Annotated in this window: 15 protein-coding genes; 7 read left to right on the top strand and 8 right to left on the bottom strand. The window is 67.7% G+C overall.

Features of this window, described 5'->3' with window-relative positions; translation table 11 throughout:
* Window positions 1–19: 19 nt before the first annotated feature.
* A complete protein-coding gene (locus tag LH400_RS20500) occupies window positions 20–688 on the bottom strand; it encodes a pentapeptide repeat-containing protein (RefSeq protein ID WP_229155403.1) in 669 nt (222 codons plus the stop codon).
* Window positions 689–1075: 387 nt separating this feature from the next.
* Between LH400_RS20500 and LH400_RS20505 the strand changes: the two genes are divergently transcribed.
* Genes LH400_RS20505 through LH400_RS20535 form a run of 7 tightly spaced genes read left to right on the top strand, consistent with a single transcriptional unit; the run spans window position 1076 to window position 9115 of the window.
* Window positions 1076–2206 carry a transporter substrate-binding protein gene (locus tag LH400_RS20505; RefSeq protein ID WP_229155141.1) on the top strand — a complete coding sequence of 377 codons (1131 nt, stop codon included), beginning with the start codon at window positions 1076–1078 and terminating at the stop codon, window positions 2204–2206.
* Complete coding sequence (locus LH400_RS20510; protein WP_229155142.1) at window positions 2203–2805, top strand: ANTAR domain-containing response regulator; 603 nt, start codon at window positions 2203–2205, stop codon at window positions 2803–2805. The genes LH400_RS20505 and LH400_RS20510 overlap by 4 nt, the downstream gene beginning before the upstream one ends.
* A complete protein-coding gene (locus LH400_RS20515; protein WP_229155143.1) occupies window positions 2783–3697 on the top strand; it encodes an ABC transporter permease in 915 nt (304 codons plus the stop codon). The genes LH400_RS20510 and LH400_RS20515 overlap by 23 nt, the downstream gene beginning before the upstream one ends.
* Entirely contained in the window at window positions 3697–4617 is a 921-nt protein-coding gene (locus LH400_RS20520; RefSeq protein ID WP_229155145.1) for an ABC transporter permease, read from the top strand. The genes LH400_RS20515 and LH400_RS20520 overlap by 1 nt, the downstream gene beginning before the upstream one ends.
* Before the next feature lie 25 nt (window positions 4618–4642).
* Window positions 4643–6319 (top strand): ABC transporter substrate-binding protein, encoded by a 1677-nt coding sequence (locus tag LH400_RS20525; protein ID WP_229155146.1) that lies wholly within the window; start codon window positions 4643–4645, stop codon window positions 6317–6319.
* The gene (locus LH400_RS20530) at window positions 6309–7253 is read left to right on the top strand and encodes an acetamidase/formamidase family protein (protein WP_229155148.1); all 945 of its coding nucleotides are present in this window, start codon (window positions 6309–6311) and stop codon (window positions 7251–7253) included. Before LH400_RS20525 ends, LH400_RS20530 begins: the two co-directional genes overlap by 11 nt.
* The gene (locus LH400_RS20535; protein WP_229155149.1) at window positions 7250–9115 is read left to right on the top strand and encodes an ABC transporter ATP-binding protein; all 1866 of its coding nucleotides are present in this window, start codon (window positions 7250–7252) and stop codon (window positions 9113–9115) included. The genes LH400_RS20530 and LH400_RS20535 overlap by 4 nt, the downstream gene beginning before the upstream one ends.
* Window positions 9116–9252: 137 nt before the next feature.
* Here the strand turns inward: LH400_RS20535 and LH400_RS20540 are convergent, their stop codons facing one another.
* The 7 genes from LH400_RS20540 to LH400_RS20570 all read right to left on the bottom strand — a co-directional run bounded on the left by LH400_RS20540 (window position 9253) and on the right by LH400_RS20570 (window position 18721).
* On the bottom strand, window positions 9253–9636 hold the full coding sequence (locus LH400_RS20540) for a hypothetical protein (RefSeq protein WP_229155150.1): 384 nt from the start codon (window positions 9634–9636) through the stop codon (window positions 9253–9255).
* A 369-nt stretch (window positions 9637–10005) separates the two neighbouring features.
* Complete coding sequence (locus LH400_RS20545; RefSeq protein WP_229155151.1) at window positions 10006–12738, bottom strand: ATP-dependent helicase; 2733 nt, start codon at window positions 12736–12738, stop codon at window positions 10006–10008.
* 126 nt (window positions 12739–12864) lie between these two features.
* Entirely contained in the window at window positions 12865–13836 is a 972-nt protein-coding gene (locus LH400_RS20550; protein WP_229155152.1) for an ABC transporter permease, read from the bottom strand.
* Entirely contained in the window at window positions 13833–14774 is a 942-nt protein-coding gene (locus LH400_RS20555; protein ID WP_229155153.1) for an ABC transporter permease, read from the bottom strand. The genes LH400_RS20550 and LH400_RS20555 overlap by 4 nt, the downstream gene beginning before the upstream one ends.
* The gene (locus tag LH400_RS20560; protein ID WP_229155154.1) at window positions 14774–16264 is read right to left on the bottom strand and encodes a sugar ABC transporter ATP-binding protein; all 1491 of its coding nucleotides are present in this window, start codon (window positions 16262–16264) and stop codon (window positions 14774–14776) included. The genes LH400_RS20555 and LH400_RS20560 overlap by 1 nt, the downstream gene beginning before the upstream one ends.
* Before the next feature lie 106 nt (window positions 16265–16370).
* Complete coding sequence (locus LH400_RS20565; RefSeq protein WP_229155156.1) at window positions 16371–17396, bottom strand: ABC transporter substrate-binding protein; 1026 nt, start codon at window positions 17394–17396, stop codon at window positions 16371–16373.
* Window positions 17397–17440: 44 nt separating this feature from the next.
* On the bottom strand, window positions 17441–18721 hold the full coding sequence (locus LH400_RS20570) for a TRAP transporter large permease (RefSeq protein ID WP_229155158.1): 1281 nt from the start codon (window positions 18719–18721) through the stop codon (window positions 17441–17443).
* Window positions 18722–18724: the final 3 nt, after the last annotated feature.

The following is an 18724-nucleotide window of genomic DNA, read 5'->3' on the forward strand; positions in this document are numbered from 1 at the left end:
TCGGGTAACGCGATTGCGGTCAGTCGGCGCCGCAAGGCCAGGACTTCGGCTTCGTGAGGCCGGCGGGAAGCCTGGTCGCGTCGTTGCCGCAGGCAAGGTCGACCTGGCTCTGGACGAGGCCCTTCGCGCCGGAAAGATCAGTCCCCTCGATGCGTGTCAGGAACATGTAGGCGCTGGTGAAATCGAGCGGCCCGATGATGTCTGTCCCGCTGAAATCGGCGCGGGCGAGGTTGGCGAAGGAGAAGTCGTTGGCGCCGAGATCTGCGCCGGAAAAGGTCGCGCGGCCGGCCTCGGCCTTCACGAAGCTGGCGCCGGTCAGCTCGGCATCGGCGAAAATGGCGCGCTGGAGTTCGGCCCCGCGGAACGAGGCGCCCTTGGCCGACACGTGCGAGAAGTCCGTGCGGTAGCCCTCGATCTTGGTGAAATCCGCCTCGTCCGCAATCGCCCCGGCCAGCGAGGCCCGTTCCAACTTGGCTCTCTCCAGATTCGCCGACGTCATCTCCGCTTCGCGCAGGTCGGTCGAGCCGAAATCGGTGCCAGAGAGATTGGCCTGTTTCAGGTCCGAGCCCGAGAGCATGAGATTGCGCCTATCGCATCGGCTCCAGTCGATGCCGGACGTCGCGGCGGCCGAACAATCGGCTGCCGCCGCGGGTAGGGGAGAGACCGGGAGCAGCATGATCGTCATCATCACGAAACAGGGCGCCGGACGGCACCCGGGCTCGCGGCTGGAACTTGTGACGCGCCGTGTCTGTGGGCCGGCGAACTGGCTGCACCGGCGGAAACTTTGCGTGCGGCTGAGTGGTCGTTGAAGTGTCATGACGTCTCACGGGTCTCCTCGGCGGGACGGGGAACATCGCGCGGAAACCGCCCCGAGGCAATTTCAAGCTTCGCCGGACGGCCCACGCGCCCCGCTCCAATTCGCCGGCTCGGCTCAAGCTTGACTCCCCCGGATCCGCTGTTACGCTGCAATGCGACATACCGGCCCTGACCGCCGGTCGGCATTTGAGCCCCGTACGAGCGACCGAGACCACGGTTCCGCCCGTGCGGGGCTTTTGTTTTTCGAGGCCGTTGCGCATTGAAGCAGACGATCGAGATCGGCATCCTCTTTTCGCGTTCGGGGCATTATCAGCTCCTCTCCGACGCCTGTCATGCCGGCGCCATGCTGGGGATCGCCGCGGTCAATTCCGATTCGGCCGCCGCGATCAGGCTGATGGCGGTCGAGCGCGATCCGGAAGGCCAGATCGACCGCTACGCGCCGCTCTGCGAGGAAATCCTCAAGCAGAGCAGCGCGCGTCACGTCATCGGCTGCATCACCTCCTGGAGCCGCAAGGAGGTCATCCCGGTCCTCGAAAAGACCGGCGCCACGCTCTGGTATCCCTGTCCTTACGAGGGGTTCGAGGCGAACGAGCACGTCGTCTACATGCATGCCTCGCCGAACCAGCATCTGGTGCCGCTGCTGGCCTATGTCCTGCCGCGCAACGGCAGGGACGCCTTCCTCGTCGGCTCCAACTACATCTGGGGATGGGAGACCAACCGCGTCGCCCGCGACCTCGTCTCGGACGCAGGCGGCAGCGTGGTCGGCGAACGCTATCTGCCGCTCGGCGACACCGACGTGTCCCGCCTGGTCGCCGAAATCCGCGCGACCCGGCCGAGCTTCGTCCTCAATCACCTGATCGGCCCATCCTCCTACGCCTTCCTCAAGGCGCTCAGGGACCTCGCCGGAGAGGATCCCGCCTTCGCGCCGGAGAACTGTCCGGTCCTGTCCTGCAATCTCACCGAGATCGAACTCCCGGCCATCGGCCCGGCGGCCACCGGCCATCTTGCCGTCGGGCCGTGGTTCCAGGATCGCCAGGCGCCATGGCCGTGGGAGCGGCCTGCCGTGCCGGGGCTCTATCCGGCCGGGCCCTCCTCCTTTTTCGTCTCCGCCTTTTCCTCGGTTCTCGTTCTTGCCGACATGCTGATGGCGGAGGCCGGGGGCGAGCGGCCGCTCGCCTTTGCCGGCCGCAGCTTTTCCACCCCCTTCGGGGAGATCGCCATCGACCCGCAGACCCAGCATGCCAGCCTTCCGGTGAGGATCGGCAGGGTCCGAGACGGCGGCTTCGACGTCGTCGAACAGTCCGAGGGGCGGGTCGATCCGGACCCCTATCTCTCGCGCTACGATCCGGCCCGCGTCTTCGGCCGACCGTTTCTGAGGGCGGTGTCATGACCCGCCGTTCGCGCATCCCCAATCTCGGCGGAGCGAAGGCCTATGTCCTGCACCGGCCGCACGCGACGACGGCCGCGCTGTCGCGCCAGCTCGCGGCGATCGGGCTGCAGTCGGTCGAGTGCTGGCCGGATCTGCCGGCCGATGCGCTCGGCGCCGACTTCGTCTTCTTCGACGCCGACATGGGATATGACGAGCAGTTCCCCTGGAAGCCGGACGAGGCGCCGATGCCGCTCGTCGCGCTGATCGGATCGGAAGCGCCAGGGCGCATCGAATGGGCGCTCGGCCAGGGCGCCGACAGCCATCTCGTCAAGCCGGTCGGCAATTCCGGCATCTACTCGGCGCTTCTGATTGCCCGCCAGGGCTTCGAGGCGAGGCGAAGGCTGATGGACGAGGTCCGGGCGCTGCAGTCGCGCGTCGCGGAGCGCCGTACCATCGTCAAGGCGGTGATCACGCTCGCCGCGAACGGCCTGTGCGAGGATCAGGCCTACGCCCAGCTCAGGGCGCTGGCGATGAGTTGGCAGGTGACGATCGAGGAGGCCGCGCGGCAGGTGCTGGAACTGGGGAAGGGGGTGCGCGATGAGCGATCAGCTCGCGGCTGAGACGGTCGCGGCGAGCGGAGCCGCGCAAGAGCCGCGTCGCCGGCCCGGCGTTCTCGGCCGCCTCCTGCGCCGCCCGCTGGCGCTGATCGGCCTTGCCGTCATCATCGTCACCGTCGGCGGCGCGGTGTTCGCGCCCTGGCTGACGTCCTTCGATCCGAACGACCAGATGTTCGACGGCCTCAGCCTCGAAGGCGCCCCGATGCCGCCGGGGGGCAAGTTCCTGCTCGGAACCGACCTTCTCGGCCGCGATCTCCTGACCCGCATCCTCTACGGCGCGCGCACCTCGCTGATCATCGGCATCGTCGCGAACGGCGTCGCGCTGGTGATCGGTTCGCTGGTCGGCATCACCGCCGGCTTCTTCCGCGGCTGGATCGGCACGATCCTAATGCGCTTCACCGACCTGATGATGGCCTTTCCGGCCCTGCTCCTCGCCATCTGCCTCGCCGCCGTCCTCTCGCCGAGCCTGTGGATCGTCGCGCTGGTCATCGCGCTGGTGAACTGGGTGCAGACGGCGCGCGTCATCTACACGGAGACCTCATCGCTTTCGCGGCGCGAGTTCGTGGAGGCCGAGCGCTCGATCGGCGCGTCGACGCCGCGCATCCTCTTCCGCCACATCCTGCCGCATCTCCTGCCGACGATCATCGTCTGGGGCACGCTCGGCATTTCGACGACGGTGCTTCTGGAGGCGACGCTTTCCTATCTCGGCGTCGGCGTGCAGCCGCCGACGGCCTCCTGGGGCAACATCATCTTCGAGAACCAGACCTATTTCCAGGCGGCGCCCTGGCTGGTCTTCTTTCCCGGCGCGGCGATCCTCGCCCTTGCCCTGGCGTTCAACCTCGTCGGCGACGCGATGCGCGACATCCTCGACCCGACGCAGCGCGGGAGGCTCTGATGCTGGCCTATCTGACCCGCCGACTGATGCAGGCCGTCCTCATCCTCCTGGGCGTCTCCTTCATCACCTTCGCGCTGCTCTATCTCCTGCCGGCCGACCCCGTCCGCCAGATCGCCGGGCGCTCTGCGACGCCGCAGACCGTTGCGAACATCCGGCACCAGCTCGGTCTCGACCAGCCCTTCGTCGTCCAGTACTGGCGCTACCTCACCGGTCTCGTCCAAGGGGATTTCGGCCGCTCCTATCTGCAGCGGACCGACGTCGCGACGCTGATCGCGGCGCGGCTGCCGGCGAGCCTTCTCCTGATGGTCGGGGCGATCTTCTGCGAACTTCTCCTCGGCCTCACCATGGGGCTCGTCGCGGCGCTGAAGCGCGGCACCGCGCTCGACCAGGCGCTGATGGTCGGCTCCTTCGTCGGCGTGTCGGCGCCGCAGTTCGTCGTCGGCCTGCTGCTCCTCTACGTCTTCGCCGTGCGTCTCTCCTGGTTCCCGATCGGCGGCTACGGCACATTCGCGCATCTGGTCCTGCCCTCGGTGACGCTCGGCATCCTCGGCGCCGGCTGGTACTCGCGCATGATGCGTTCCTCGATGGTTGACGTCCTGAGGCAGGACTTCATCCGCACGGCACGGGCCAAGGGCCTCGCTCGGGCGACCATCCTCTTCCGTCATGCCTTGCCGAACGCCATCCTGCCGGTGATCGCGATGATCGGCATCGACATCGGCCTGTTCATGTCGGGCATCGTCGTCGTCGAGAGCGTGTTCGGCTGGCCTGGCATCGGCCAGCTTGCCTGGCAGGCGATCCAGCGGGTCGACATCCCGATCATCATGGGCGTCACGCTCGTCTCGGCCTGCGCCATCGTCCTCGGCAATCTCATTGCCGACCTCGTGTCGCCCTTCATCGACCCCCGTATCAAGCTGCAGTAACCGCCACGGAAAGGATCCTTCTCAGATGAAAGCATTCCTCTCATCGACCGTCGCCGCCTCGGCGCTGGCGTTCGCGCTCTTCGCCGCCCCGGCCGCAAACGCCCAGGACGCCAAGCCGTCGTCGGATGCGGGCTCCTATCAGCCGGATCCGGACGCCAAGGAAGGCGGCTCCATCATCGTCACCTACAAGGACGACGTCTCGACCCTCGATCCGGCGATCGGCTACGACTGGCAGAACTGGTCGATGATCAAGAGCCTGTTCGATGCCCTGATGGACTATGTCCCGGGCACCACTGAGCTGCGGCCCGCGCTCGCCGAGAGCTACGACATCTCCGAGGACGGGACCGTCTTCACCTTCCATCTCAAGAAGGGGGTCAAGTTCCACAACGGCCGTGAGATGACGGCAGACGACGTCAAATATTCGCTCGACCGGGTCACCAATCCGAAGACGCAGTCGCCGGGCGCCGGCTTCTTCGGCTCGATCAAGGGCTATGACGACGTGGCCGCCGGCAAGGCCGATCACCTCAAGGGAGTCGAGGTCGTCGATCCCCAGACGGTGAAGATCACCCTGTCACGGCCGGACGCGACCTTCCTGCATGTGATGGCGCTGAACTTCGCTTCGGTCGTGCCGCAGGAGGCGGTCGAGAAATGGGGCGCCGACTTCGGCCACCACCCGGTCGGCACCGGCGCCTTCAAGCTCGCCGACTGGACGATCGGCCAGCAACTGGTCTTCCAGAAGAACGAGGACTACTGGCGCGACGGCGTGCCCTATCTCGATAAGATCACCTTTGAGATCGGCCAAGAGCCGATCGTCGCGCTGCTCCGTCTCCAGAAGGGCGAGGTCGACATCCCCGGCGACGGCATCCCGCCGGCGAAGTTCCGCGAGGTGATGAGCGATCCCGAGCAGAAGGCCCGCGTCGTCGAGGGCGGCCAGCTGCAGACCGGCTACATCACCATGAACGTCACCATGCCGCCCTTCGACAAGAAGGAAGTGCGCGAGGCGGTCAACATGGCGATCAACAAGGACCGCATCGTCCAGATGATCAACAACCGGGCGATCCCGGCGAACCAGCCGCTGCCGCCCTCGATGCCGGGCTACGACAAGAGCTTCGAAGGCTACAAATACGATCCCGAGAAGGCCAAGGAAATGCTCGGCGAGGCCGGCTTCCCGGACGGGTTCGAGACCGAGCTCTTCGTCATGAACACCGATCCGAACCCGCGCATCGCCCAGGCGATCCAGCAGGACCTGTCGGAGATCGGCATCAAGGCGGACATCAAGGCGCTCGCCCAGGCCAATGTGATCGCCGCCGGCGGCGCCAAGGACCAGGCGCCGATGATCTGGTCGGGCGGCATGGCCTGGATCGCCGACTTCCCGGACCCGTCGAACTTCTACGGCCCGATTCTCGGCTGCGCCGGCGCCGTGCCGGGCGGCTGGAACTGGTCCTGGTACTGCAACGAGGACCTCGACAAGGAGGCGGCCAAGGCGGACTCCATCGTCGATCCCGCCAAGAAGGACGAGCGCGACAAGATGTGGAGCGACGTCTACGCCAAGGTCATGGCCGACGCGCCCTGGGTCCCGATCTTCAACGAGCAGCGCTTCACCATGAAGTCGCCACGCATGGGCGGCGCCGACAACCTCTATGTCGACCCGGTCCACATCCCGATCAACTACGACTACGTGTATGTGAACGATGTGCAGTAACTGCGACTATACGATCCACGGCCGCCAGCATCATTTCGGCTGGGACAATTCCTTTGAACCGGTGGCGCGCGTCGCCCCCGGTTCCACGATCGAGTTCGAGTGCATGGACTCGTCCGCCGGCCAGCTCACCAAGGATTCCACCGTCGCCGATGTCGCGGCGATGGATTTCGGCAAGATCAATCCCGTCACCGGGCCAATCTTCGTCGAGGGGGCCGAACCCGGCGACGCGCTGAAGGTGACGATCGAGAGCTTCGTGCCGTCGGGCTTCGGCTGGACGGCGAACATTCCGGGCTTCGGGCTGCTGGCCGACGACTTCAAGGAGCCGGCGCTGACGGTCTGGAAGTACGATCCGGACAGTCTCGAGCCGGCGCTCTTCGGCAAGGAGGGCAGGGTGCCGCTGAAGCCGTTCTGCGGCACGATCGGCAATGCACCGGCCGAGGCGGGCCTGCACTCGATCGTCCCGCCGCGGCGGGTCGGGGGCAATCTTGACATCCGGGATCTGTCGGCGGGCACCGTGCTCTACCTGCCGGTGGAAGTGGCCGGCGCGCTGTTTTCCGTCGGCGACACCCACGCCGCGCAGGGCGATGGCGAGGTCTGCGGCACGGCGATCGAAAGCCCGATGAAGACGGTGCTGACCCTCGATCTCGTCAAGGATGCGCGGCTGAAGATGCCGCGCTTCACGACGGCGGGGCCGGTAACGCGGCATCTCGACGCCAAGGGCTATGAGGTGACCACCGGCGTCGGACCGGACCTGATGACCGGCGCCAAGGAGGCGGTGGCGCAAATGGTCGATCTCCTGGCCGGGCGCTACCAGATGGACCCGGTCGACGCCTATATGCTGGTCTCGACCTGCGGCGATCTTCGGATCTCGGAGATCGTCGACATGCCGAACTGGGTCGTCTCCTTCTACTTCCCGCGCTGCGTCTTCGAATGACGCCGGCTGCGGAAACGGGCCGCGCCGGTGAGGGGCAAACGGCGCGGCCCGCCTTCTCCAAACTAGGAGCCGCGCGTGAAGAAGCGCGCGGCGAAGCCGACGAGCCCGTTCTGAGCGTCGACGGCCTCACCGTCGTCGTCGGCGGCGAGGACGGCCCGCGTCCCGTCGTCTCCGACCTCTCCTTCACGCTTCAGCGCGGCGAAACGCTCTGCATCGCCGGCGAATCGGGGTCCGGCAAGTCGATGACGGCGCTCGCGATCATGGGCCTGTTGCCGAAGCCGGGGGCGAAGATCGGGAAGGGCCGGATCCTGCTCGGCCGGGACGATCTTGCGCAGCTTTCGGAAGGCCGCATGCGGCAGGTGCGCGGCAAGCGCGTCGCCATGATCTTCCAGGAGCCGATGACCTCGCTGAACCCGGTGCTGACCATCGGGCGCCAGCTGACCGAGGCGATCATGGCGCATGAGCCGGTCGGGGCCACGGAGGCGAAGCGCCGCGCGGTCGCGGCCCTCGACGCCGTGCGCATCCCCGAGGCGGCACGCCGGATGCACCAGCATCCGCACGAACTCTCCGGCGGCATGCGCCAGCGCGTGATGATCGCGATGGCGCTGGCGCTTCGTCCCGACGTCCTGATCGCCGACGAACCGACCACGGCGCTCGATGTGACGGTGCAGGGCGAGGTGCTCGAACTCCTGCGTGACCTGCAGCGCGATCTCGGCACGGCGGTCATCCTGATCACCCACGACATGGGCGTCGTCGCCGAAATGGCGACCCGCGTCATCGTCATGCGGCACGGCCGCATGGTCGAGAGCGGACCGGCGGAGAGGATCTTCGCCGAGCCTCGCGAAGCCTATACGCAGGAGCTCCTTGCTGCCGTGCCGCGGATCGGCTCGGGCGCCGGCCGGGTCGGGACCAAGGTGCGCGAGATCCCCGACGGGGAGCATGCGGGGCCGATTCCGGTCGTCTCCGTCCACGACCTCGCCGTCCGCTTCGATCTTCACGGCGGCTTCTTCGGCCGGGTCGACCGGCGCGTGCATGCGGTGGAAGGCGTCAGCTTCTCCGTCGGCGAGCGCGAGACGCTGTCGCTCGTCGGCGAATCCGGCTGCGGCAAGTCGACGACGGCCAAGGCGTTGGCCGGGCTTGTGCCCTATGAGGGCGACATCATCGTGGGCGGACGCAACATGGCGGGCCTTCCGAAGAAGGACGCCAAGTCGCTACGCCGCGACGTCCAGATGATCTTCCAGGACCCGTTCGCCTCGCTCGATCCGCGCATGACGGTCGGCGATCTCGTCGCCGAGCCGATGCTGATCCACGGCATCGCCTCGGGCGCCGAACGCCGCGAGCGCGTCGCCGGCCTGTTCTCGCGCGTCGGCCTGTCGCCCGACCAGATGAGCCGCTATCCGCACGAATTCTCCGGCGGCCAGCGCCAGCGCATCTGCATCGCGCGGGCCTTGGCGCTGCGCCCGAAGCTGATCATCGCCGACGAGAGCGTCTCGGCGCTCGACGTCTCGGTGCAGGCGCGGGTCCTCGAACTCTTGCGCGAACTGCAGGCCGACTTCGGCATTGCCTATCTCTTCATCTCGCACGACATGGCGGTGGTGGAGAACATCTCGGACCGGGTGGCGGTGATGTATCTCGGCCAGATCGTCGAGACGGGCACGCGCGACCAGGTCTTCTCGAACCCGCAGCACCCCTATACCCAGCGGCTGATCGCGGCGGTGCCGATCCCCGACCCGGCAAAGAAGCGCGGCACCTTTCCGCGGCTCGACCGGGACATTCCGAGCCCGGTGCGCAAGCTCGGCGACGAGCCGGCGCGCCTGCCGTTGAAGGATGTCGGCGGCGGCCATCTGGTCGCAGCGGCCTGAGGGGCTGTGGCACAAGGGGCGGCCTGCTGGTCGTTCCTTGGCTGGCAGGACACTTCGGCCCATCGCTAGGACGATCGGCTGTCGCCCGTTTCCGTGTCGCGGAAACTGAGGCGGCGCGGAGGAGGGGCCAGCCGCGCTCAGTCGAGGGGGCGGACGAAGGCGACGCGGTAGCTGTGGCCGCGACCGTGATGGACGACGGAGACGATCTCGCCGGGGACGAAGCGCTCGGTCGCCACCTCGAAGCCGAGTTCGTCATCATCGTCCTGGTGCTGGTCGTAATGGAAGACCCAATGCCCGTCCGCCTTGCGCTGAAAGCGGCCCACGGCGTCGGTCAGGCCCTCTTCGAAGCGCCGCACGCGCCCGGCGTTCGCCTCGCTCGCCAGCCCGTCCGCATCGAGCCGCCCGTCCGCTGCGAGCGGCACGATCAGGTCGTAATCGGAGTGGTGGTCGCTCAGTTGGCCGGTGTCCAAAACCGGCTCCAGCCGGACATGGCGCAGCGCCGGGTGAACGTCTTCGAGCATGGCTGCCTCCTTTCGCGGGCGCCGAGCGGCCGAGTGCACTGCAGGCGCATCACGGCGCACAGACCCGGCGCGGACATGGATCGCGGTCGCGCGGGAAACCCGGCAACTGTCGCCGGGCAGCCGCGGCCTCGCGTTACGGCAACAGCCTATGCGGCGAAGGGAAGGGCGCTTTGACGGGGATCAAGGCGGGGCAGTTTCGGAGTGTCTGGCGGGCCTTGCGGAGGTGCCTGTGCCGAGACGCCCCTCTGCCTGCCGGGCATCTCCCCGCCAGGGGGGAGATTGGCTGTCTCATCGGGCATCGGCCAGCCACGGAGGACGGGTGCGAGGCCGGCCCTTCGAGTTTGGATCTGGACGCTCGGTGCCCGCGCCTCACACCGCCTCGACGAACCCCTCCAGCACGCGCTTCTGACCCGCCTTGTCGAAGTCCACCGTGAGCTTGTTGCCCTCGACGCTCGCGACCGTGCCGTTGCCGAATTTCAGGTGGAACACCCGGTCACCCTTGTCGAAGCGGCTCTGGTCTGTGGCGACGGATTTGGCCACAAGTTCGCCCTCGATCTCGCGCGGGCCGCCTTGCCTGGCGGAGGAATAGAGGCCGAGGCCCTTTCTCGGCGGCTGGTTGTGGCCGCGGCCGGCGCGGGGCCCGGGGCCGTCGTTCATGCGCCCGGCAAAGCCGCTGCCGCCGCCCTTGCCGCCTTTGCCGCGGTCGTCGTCATAGCTGATCTCGCGCGTCCGTCCACCGGACCAGCCGTCGCCGCCTGAACGCCCGCGATTGTCCGCAAAGCCCGCGCCGGGCTGGCCGCCTTGCGCGGCCGCCTGGGCGCGCCGCCAGCCCGGCGTCGTATAGGCCGATTCCTTGAAGGCGTTGCCACCGTCCCAGCGCGAGGCGCCATAGCCGCCATAGGAGGTGTTCGCCTCCATCACCTCGACGTGGCGCTCCGGCAGCTCGTCGAGGAAGCGGGACGGGATGGTCGACTGCCAGAGGCCGTGGATGCGGCGGTTGGAGACGAACCAGATCTTCACCCGGCGCTTGCCCCGTGTCAGGCCGACATAGGCGAGGCGGCGCTCTTCTTCCAAGCCGCTGCGTCCGCCCTCGTCGAGGGCCCGCTGGTGGGGGAAGAGGCCTTCCTCCCAGCCGGGCAGGAACACCGTCTCGAATTCGAGCCCCTTGGCCGAGTGCAGCGTCATGATCGAGACGGCGTCCATCTCGGCATTCTGCTCGGTGTCCATGACCAGCGCGACATGTTCGAGAAAGGTCGGCAGCGACTCGTACTGCTCCATTGAGCGGACGAGTTCCTTCAGGTTCTCCAGCCGCCCCGGCGCCTCGGCCGAGCGGTCGTTCTGCCACATCTCGGTATAGCCGGATTCCTCCAGGATCTGCTCGGCAAGCTCGGTGTGCTTGGTCGTCGCCAGGAGCTCCGACCAGCGCCGGAAGTCGGCGACGAGCGCGCGCAGCGTGTTGCGCGGCTTCGGCTTCAGCTCTTCCGTCTCGACCATCTCGGCCGCCGCGGCGATCAGCGGGATCGCGCGCGCGCGGGCATAGTCGTGGAGGAGGCGAATGGTCGCATCGCCGAGGCCCCGCTTCGGCGTGTTGACGATCCGCTCAAAGGCGAGGTCGTCGGCTGGCTGGCACACGCAGCGGAAATAGGCGAGCGCGTCGCGCACCTCCATGCGCTCGTAGAAGCGCGGGCCGCCGATGACCCGGTAGTTGAGCCCCATGGTGACGAAGCGGTCCTCGAACTCGCGCATCTGGAAGGATGCGCGCACGAGGATCGCCATGTCGTTGAGATTGTGGTTCTCGCGCCGCTGCAGGTCCTCGATCGCCTCGCCTACGGCGCGCGCCTCCTCCTCCGAATCCCAGCCAGCATTGACCTCGACCTTGGGGTCATCGGGATCGGCCGCGTCGGTGAAGAGGGTCTTGCCGAGCCGATCCTCATTGTGGGCGATGAGATGCGAGGCGGCGCCGAGGATGTGGGCGGTGGAGCGGTAGTTGCGCTCGAGCCGGATGACGGTGGCGCCCGGGAAATCCTTCTCGAAGCGCAGGATGTTGTCGACCTCCGCTCCGCGCCAGCCATAGATCGACTGGTCGTCGTCGCCGACGCAGCAGATATTTATCTGCTGGGGTTGGTTTGCGCTCACGGTCGAGCGCTCGCTGGCCTGCGCGGGCGCGGCCTGACCGGCCGACGGGCGGTCGCCCTTGCGGCCTTCGGCCGAAAGATCGGCGGAGCGTGACGCGTCGATCTGCCCCACAAGGGGGGAGATCGAGGCTTCGGCGCCGCGCGACGCCTTCGGCCGCTGCGCCAGAAGCCGCAGCCAGAGATACTGCGCCGTGTTGGTGTCCTGGTACTCGTCGACGAGGATGTAGCGGAACCGCCGGTGATAGTCGGCGAGGACGTCAGGATGCGCCTTGAAGATCGCGATCGGGTGATTGAGGAGGTCGCCGAAGTCGCAGGCATTGAGCGAGAGAAGCCGCGCCTGATAGGCGGCGAACAGCTCGCGGCCCTTGCCGTTGGCGAAGGCGCGCGCGTCGCCCTCGGGGATGTCCTTCGGACCCCAGCCCTTGTTCTTCCAGCCGTCCAGCATGTTGGCGAAGGTGCGGGCCGGCCAACGCTTGTCGTCGAGCCCTTCCGCCTGGATCAGCTGCTTGATCAGCCGGATCTGGTCGTCGGTGTCGAGGATGGTGAAGTTCGACTTGAGCCCCGCGAGCTCGGCGTGGCGGCGCAGGAGCTTCACGCCGATCGCATGGAAGGTGCCGAGCCAGGGCATGCCCTCGACCTGGCCGCCGACGAGGAGACCGATGCGCGTCTTCATCTCGCGCGCGGCCTTGTTGGTGAAGGTCACGGCGAGGATCTGGCTCGGATAGGCTCGGCCGGTGGCGAGGATGTGCGCGATGCGCGTCGTCAGCACGCGCGTCTTGCCGGTGCCTGCGCCGGCCAGCACCAGCACCGGCCCCTCGGTCGTCTCCACCGCGGCGCGCTGCTCGGCGTTGAGGCCGGCGAGATAGTCCGGAGCGGTGCTGCCACGGGCCGCCATGGCTCTCGCGGCGATGCCGCCCTGCCGCGGCGCGGGAGCGGGAGCGGGGGCTGATTCGTCGAATTCCGTCATGGGCGCAATGTAAGCGCCCGGCCTTCAAACGCCAGCATCGGCCGGAACAAAGCGCGACCCGCGGCGGCCGGAACCCGGCTCTGGCGCGTCGCGGGGCCGGGGCTCGGGCGGTGTAGAAGAGTGCTCTCAGCCGCGTCCGGTTTTGCGGCTGCCGGCGAGAGTGATCACCGCGACGATGATGGCGCCGGTCAGGATCTGCCGGAGGCCGGAGCCGACGCCGAGCGTGTTCAGCATGGTGACGAGGAGGTAGAGGAACAGCGCCGCGCCCCAGATGCCGGAGACGTTGGAGAAGCCGCCGGCGACCGAAGTGCCGCCGATGACGACGACCGAGATCGAGGCGAGGAGATACTCCTCGCCCATGTTGAGCGAGGCGCCGCCGGAAAAGGCGGCGAGGAGGGTCCCGCAAAGCGCGGCGAGGCAGGCCGAGAGCGCATAGGTCGCAAAGCGCGCCCGCCCGACGCGAATCCCGGCGAGGCCCGCGGCGCGCATGTTCTGTCCGATCGCGGTCACGGAGCGCCCGTAGACGCTGCGATGAAGGACGATCGCCATGACGATGGCGAGACCGATCGTCAGGACGGCGATGATCGGCACGCCCGCAATGCGGCCGGTGGCGATCTGGGCGAGGAGCGGCGGCGGCGACAGCCTGAGGCCGCGCCCGTAGACGATCGCCAGTGATTGCACGATGAAGCTCGAGGAGAGCGTCGCGATGATCGGCGGGATCCGCAGCATGCGGATGAGAAGATAGTTGAAACTGCCGATCAGGAGGCCGGCGCCGAGCGCGGCGGCGAGGCCGAGCAGGATGGCCGCGTCGCTGCCGCCCATGATCTTCATCGCGACCGCGCCGGTCAGCGCGATCGTCGCCGGCACCGACAGGTCGATATTGCCGGGGCCGGTGGTGATGACGAACATCTGGCCGATGCCGACGATCGCATAGAATGAGCCGAAGGTCAGCGCCGCGACGATGATCTGTTCGCCGCCGTTCCAGTCGTTGGCGGCGAGCGTCACGAGAAGGATCGCGAGCGCTCCGACGAAGGAGAAGAGGAAGGGCGCGCGCCGCGTCAGCCGCGCGAGGGAGGAAGCCGTGGTGCGGGTCGTCATGCCTGATGCTCCTCCAGCCGGTTGACCAGCGAGCGCAGCGCCAGGACGAGGATCAGGATGATCCCCTGCGCACCGATCTGCCACTCCGGCGCGATCCTGAGGAAGGAGAGGAGCGAGCCGACGAGGGCGAGCGTCAGCGCGCCGAGCACGGCGCCGATCGGCGAGACGCGGCCGCCGGTGAATTCGCCGCCGCCGAGGATGACGCCGGCGATCGACAGGAGCGTGTAGCGCAGCGCGATATTGGCGTCGGCCGATGTCGTGGTGCCGACGAGGATCATGCCGCTCATGACGCCGAACAGGCCGGCAAGCGCGTACATCGTCACCTTTGCCCGCAAGAGCGACCAGCCGGCTCGCTCCACCGCCTGCGGATTGCCGCCGGCGCCTCTGAGGACGACGCCCGCGGCCGAGCGCATCAGCGCGAAATGGACGATGACGCCGAGGAGGATCGAGGCGAGGATCGACAGCGGCACGAAGGGCAGGCGGAACTTGACGATCGCCGCGAGCCAGTCCGGGGCGGCGCCGCCGGGGCTCGGCAACAGGAGCACCGCGCAGCCGGTCCACACGAAGGACATGCCGAGCGTGACGACGATCGAGGGCAGGTTGCGCAAATGGATCAGCGCGCCGAGGGCGGCATAGGCGGCAATGCAGCCGAGAAGCGCGGCGATGCCGAGGAGCGGCGTGTCGTGGAGCCAGGTCGCCGAGATGCAGGCGACCATGGAGACGAAGCCGCCGATCGACAGGTCGAGATCGTTCACCGTCAGGATGAACATCTGCGCGATGGTCGCGAAGGCGATCGGCAGCGCGAGGTTGAGCATCAGGTTGAGCCCGAAATAGCTCATCGTGCGCGGCTGGATGATGAAGATCGCGGCGAGGAGCAGCGCGAAGGAGAGCGCGGGGACCAGAGCTCGCAGGATCTTCGGGTCGAAACGCACGCTCATCAGGCCGTCGCTCCCTCGAAGGAGGAGGAGAGGACCTTCGCTTCGCTCAACCCGCCGGCGGGAAGGTCGGCGACGATCTCGCCGTTGCGGAAGACGTAGACATGGCTGCAGTTGACGAGTTCGTCGAACTCGGTCGTGTACCAGAGGAAGGCACGGCCGCTTGCGGCCTCGCTGCGGATCCGCTCGTAGACCTCGCGCTTGGTGCCGACGTCGACGCCGCGCATCGGATCGTCCATGGCGATGATCTCGGCGTCGGATGCGAGTGCCCGCGCAAACAGCGCCTTCTGCTGATTGCCGCCGGAGAGCGTCAGGATGTTGTCGTCCATGTCGGGCGTGCGGATCTCCAGTGCCTTGCGCCAGCTCTCTTCCATCTCCTTCTCGCGCCGCCTGTCGATCAGGCCGAAACGGGCAAGGGCCTGAAGAGATCGGGCGGTGACGTTCTGGCCGATCGACCAGAGCGGAAAGACGCCGTCGGCCTGGCGGTCGCCAGCGACGAAGGCGACCTTGGCGGCAACCTTGGCGAAGCGCGAGCGGCGACCGGCGGCGTTCTGGACGAGGCGCAGGAGCGCGGTCTGGCCATGTCCGGCAAGACCGGCGAGACCCACGATCTCGCCGGGATAGAGCTCGAGTTCGATGTCTGAGGTCTGCCGCGGCGGCCGGGCCCTGACCAGCGGCTCGCCGCGCCGTTCCCCCGAATGCGCCGCGGTGCCGGCGGCCGGCGACGGCGCGTGGTCGGCGACATGGCCCATGGCGGCGACCAGGCTGTCGCGATCGAACCCGTCGGCCGGCCTCTCGTCGACGATCCGGCCGTCGCGCATCACCGCGATCCGGTCGCAGGTCGACAGGACGTCGCTCAGGATGTGGGAGATGAGGATGATGCTGCCGCCGTCCGCGACGAAGCGGCGGACATAGGCAAGGAGCTGCTCGGCGACCGACTGGTCCAGCGATGAGGTCGGCTCGTCGAGGATGACGAGAGCGGCCGGCGCGTCGGTGGCGGTGAAATTGGCGGCGATCTCGACCATCTGGCGGCGCCCGATCGACAGGTCGCCGACGACGTCGTCCGGCCGGATGCCGTGGCCAGGGAAGATCGCGTCCAGCCGCTCGCAGATGAGCGATGCCGCGCGCCTCCGCCAGCCGACGCCGGAGATGGCGGCATGCCGCAGCCGGGTGTTCTCGGCCACTGTGAGGTTCGGGCAGAGCGACAGTTCCTGAAAGACGCAGCGGATGCCGGCCGAGTGGGCATCTCCGACCGATCCTCCGGATGCGGCTTCGCGCCGGCCAGAAAGAACGAGTTCGCCGTCGTCGTGGGACAGCGTCCCCGCGAGGATCTGCATCAGGGTCGACTTGCCTGCGCCGTTGTGGCCGACGACGCCGAGGCACTCGCCGGGACGCACGACGAGGTCGACACCGGCGAGCGCGCGGACGGCGCCGAAGGATTTGGCGACACCGCGAAGCGCGACGATCGGCTCTTTCGAAGCGGGGGATGACATGGGACCGACTGGAATTCATGACGGGGCCGGCGCCGTCCATAAGGAACGACGCCGGCCGGAAGCGGGGACCGGCCTGCCGTGACAGGTCCGGTCGGCGAGAGGCCTGTTACTTGCCGCCGGCGATGATCTCCTTCGCCTCGGCCTGGGTGTATTCCTTGTTGGTCACGCCGCCCTCGGGCGTCATCTCGAGTCCCTTCTCGAGACCGTCCTGGTCGATGCGAAGGCTCGGCACCATCAGGTCCTTCGGCACGTCGGCACCGGCCAGGACCTGCTGCGCGACCCAGAAGCCGAGGGTGGAGACGCCCGGCGCGATCGACTGCGAGAAGGTCTCGTAGCCGTTCTTGTCCTTCTGCTCCTTCCACCACTTCAGCTCGTCGTCGCGATTGCCCATGATGATCGTCGGGAGCTTGCGTCCGGCGGCTTCGAAGGCCTGCGCGGCGCCATAGCCGTCGCCGCCCTGGGTGACGACGCCGACCACCTCCGGCAGGCTCGGCAGGACGCTCGCCACCGCCTTCTGCGCCACGGTCTGCGTCCAGTCGCCCTCGACCTCGCGGGCGATCTCGAATTTCGGATGGTTCTTGATGCCCTCCAGAATGCCGGCGTGGATCTCGTCGTCGACCGACGAACCCGGCAGGCCGCGGATTTCCAGGAGTTGACCGCCGTCGGGATAGCGCTTGGCGAGATAGTCGATCTGGTCGGTGCCCATCTTCTTGAAGTCCACGGCGATCCGCCAGGCGCAGGGCTCCGTGACGACCGCGTCGAAGGAGATCACCTTGATGCCGGCGTCGCAGGCTTCCTTGACGGCGCCGTTGAGCGCGGTCGGCGAGGCGGCGTCGAGAACGATCGCGTCATAGCCCTGCAGGATCATGTTCTGCAGCTGCGCGGCCTGTTCGGTCGCCGAATTCTCGGCGGTGGTGTTGGCGTCGGCCGAGGCGACGAAGCCGTCGGAAACCGCCTTGCTGGTCGTGTCCTGCCAGCTCTTGATCATCGCTTGGCGCCAGGAGTTCCCGGCGTAATTGTTCGACAGGGCGATGTTCTTGTCGCTGGTGTCGGCGTCCTGGGCGAGCGCCGGCACGGCGGCCGCGGCGAGCGCCAGCGACGCCGCGAAGGGCAGGAGCTTGGATCTGTACATGCGTTCCTCCTCAGATTGACAGTGTGGGGGCTGCCGCAGCCATCCTAGCGGTAGATGAGCGTCGGCAGCCATAGGGTGATCGCCGGCACGAAGGTGACGAGCGCCAGGACGACGAAGAGCGGGATCAGGAACGGCGCGGTCGCCGAGACGCATTGCTCGAACGGCACCTTGGAGACGCGCGAAAGCACGTAGAGCACCATGCCGACCGGCGGCGTCAGCAGGCCGATCATCAGGTTCAGCACCAGGATCACGCCGAAATGCACGGGGTCGATGCCGACCTTCTCGGCGACGGGCAAGAGGACGGGAACGAGGATGGTTATCGCCGCCACCGTCTCCATGAAGCAACCGACGACGAGCAGGATCAGGTTGATCAGCAGGAGGACGACGATCCAGTTTTCGGAGACGCCGAGTATCAGGCCGGCGAAATGCTCCGGCACGCGGTTGGAGGTGAGGATCCAGGCGAAGATCGCCGCCGCGCCGACGATGAAGAGGACGACGGCTGTCGTCTCGATCGTATCGATGGAAACGCGCAGGAAGCGCCGCCAGGTGAGCGTGCGGTAGACGAGGACGCCGAGGATCATCGCCCAGGCGCAGGCCGCGATCGCCGCCTCCGTCGGGGTGAAGGCGCCGGACAGGATGCCGCCGACGATGATGATGGGCGTGAGCAGCGCCAGGAAGGCGCGCAGGAAGGACGAGCCGAGGACGGAGACGCTGAACGCCTGGTCGCGCGGATAGCCGCGGCGGCGGGCGTAGACGGCGACCATGAGCATCAGCGCGACGGCCATCAGGAGGCCCGGAACGAAACCCGCGGCGAAGAGCTGGCCGATCGAGGCGCCGGCGACGACGCCGTAGATCACCATCGGCAGCGACGGCGGGATGATCGGTCCGATGGTGGAGGAGGCCGCGGTGATGCCAACGGCAAAGCCCGGCTCGTAGTTAGCGTCGCGCATCGCCTTGATCTCGATCGCGCCGAGGCCGCCGGCATCCGCGACGGCGGCGCCCGACATGCCGGCGAAGATGACCGAGGCGCCGATGTTCACATGGCCGAGGCCGCCGCGCATCCAGCCGACCAGCGACTTGGCGAAGTCGAAGATGCGCTCGGTGATCCCCGCCGTGTTCATCAGATTGCCGGCGAGGATGAAGAACGGCACGGCGAGCAGCGGAAAGGAGTCGACGCCGTTGATCATCCGGTGCGCAACGACGACCGTCGGCACATGGCCGTCGACGAGGAGGAAGATGGTCGAGGCGCCGGCAAGCGCGATAGCGACGGGCACGCCGAGGATGATCAGGCCGAACAGGACCCCGAAGAGAAGTGCGAGAAGCATGAG

Origin of the sequence: Jiella soli, from assembly GCF_020615385.1 — a bacterium.
Classification (GTDB): Bacteria; Pseudomonadota; Alphaproteobacteria; order Rhizobiales; family Rhizobiaceae; genus VKMB-3413.

Excerpts from the sequence above, each read along its gene's own strand:
- LH400_RS20535 (WP_229155149.1), top strand. The coding sequence starts at position 7,250 with ATGACGCCGGCTGCGGAAACGGGCCGCGCCGGTGAGGGGCAAACGGCG.
- LH400_RS20525 (WP_229155146.1), top strand. The coding sequence starts at position 4,643 with ATGAAAGCATTCCTCTCATCGACCGTCGCCGCCTCGGCGCTGGCGTTC.
- LH400_RS20555 (WP_229155153.1), bottom strand. The coding sequence starts at position 14,774 with ATGAGCGTGCGTTTCGACCCGAAGATCCTGCGAGCTCTGGTCCCCGCG.
- LH400_RS20570 (WP_229155158.1), bottom strand. The coding sequence starts at position 18,721 with ATGCTTCTCGCACTTCTCTTCGGGGTCCTGTTCGGCCTGATCATCCTC.
- LH400_RS20530 (WP_229155148.1), top strand. The coding sequence starts at position 6,309 with ATGTGCAGTAACTGCGACTATACGATCCACGGCCGCCAGCATCATTTC.
- LH400_RS20545 (WP_229155151.1), bottom strand. The coding sequence starts at position 12,738 with ATGACGGAATTCGACGAATCAGCCCCCGCTCCCGCTCCCGCGCCGCGG.
- LH400_RS20510 (WP_229155142.1), top strand. The coding sequence starts at position 2,203 with ATGACCCGCCGTTCGCGCATCCCCAATCTCGGCGGAGCGAAGGCCTAT.
- LH400_RS20500 (WP_229155403.1), bottom strand. The coding sequence starts at position 688 with ATGATGACGATCATGCTGCTCCCGGTCTCTCCCCTACCCGCGGCGGCA.
- LH400_RS20520 (WP_229155145.1), top strand. The coding sequence starts at position 3,697 with ATGCTGGCCTATCTGACCCGCCGACTGATGCAGGCCGTCCTCATCCTC.
- LH400_RS20540 (WP_229155150.1), bottom strand. The coding sequence starts at position 9,636 with ATGCTCGAAGACGTTCACCCGGCGCTGCGCCATGTCCGGCTGGAGCCG.
- LH400_RS20550 (WP_229155152.1), bottom strand. The coding sequence starts at position 13,836 with ATGACGACCCGCACCACGGCTTCCTCCCTCGCGCGGCTGACGCGGCGC.
- LH400_RS20565 (WP_229155156.1), bottom strand. The coding sequence starts at position 17,396 with ATGTACAGATCCAAGCTCCTGCCCTTCGCGGCGTCGCTGGCGCTCGCC.
- LH400_RS20560 (WP_229155154.1), bottom strand. The coding sequence starts at position 16,264 with ATGTCATCCCCCGCTTCGAAAGAGCCGATCGTCGCGCTTCGCGGTGTC.
- LH400_RS20515 (WP_229155143.1), top strand. The coding sequence starts at position 2,783 with ATGAGCGATCAGCTCGCGGCTGAGACGGTCGCGGCGAGCGGAGCCGCG.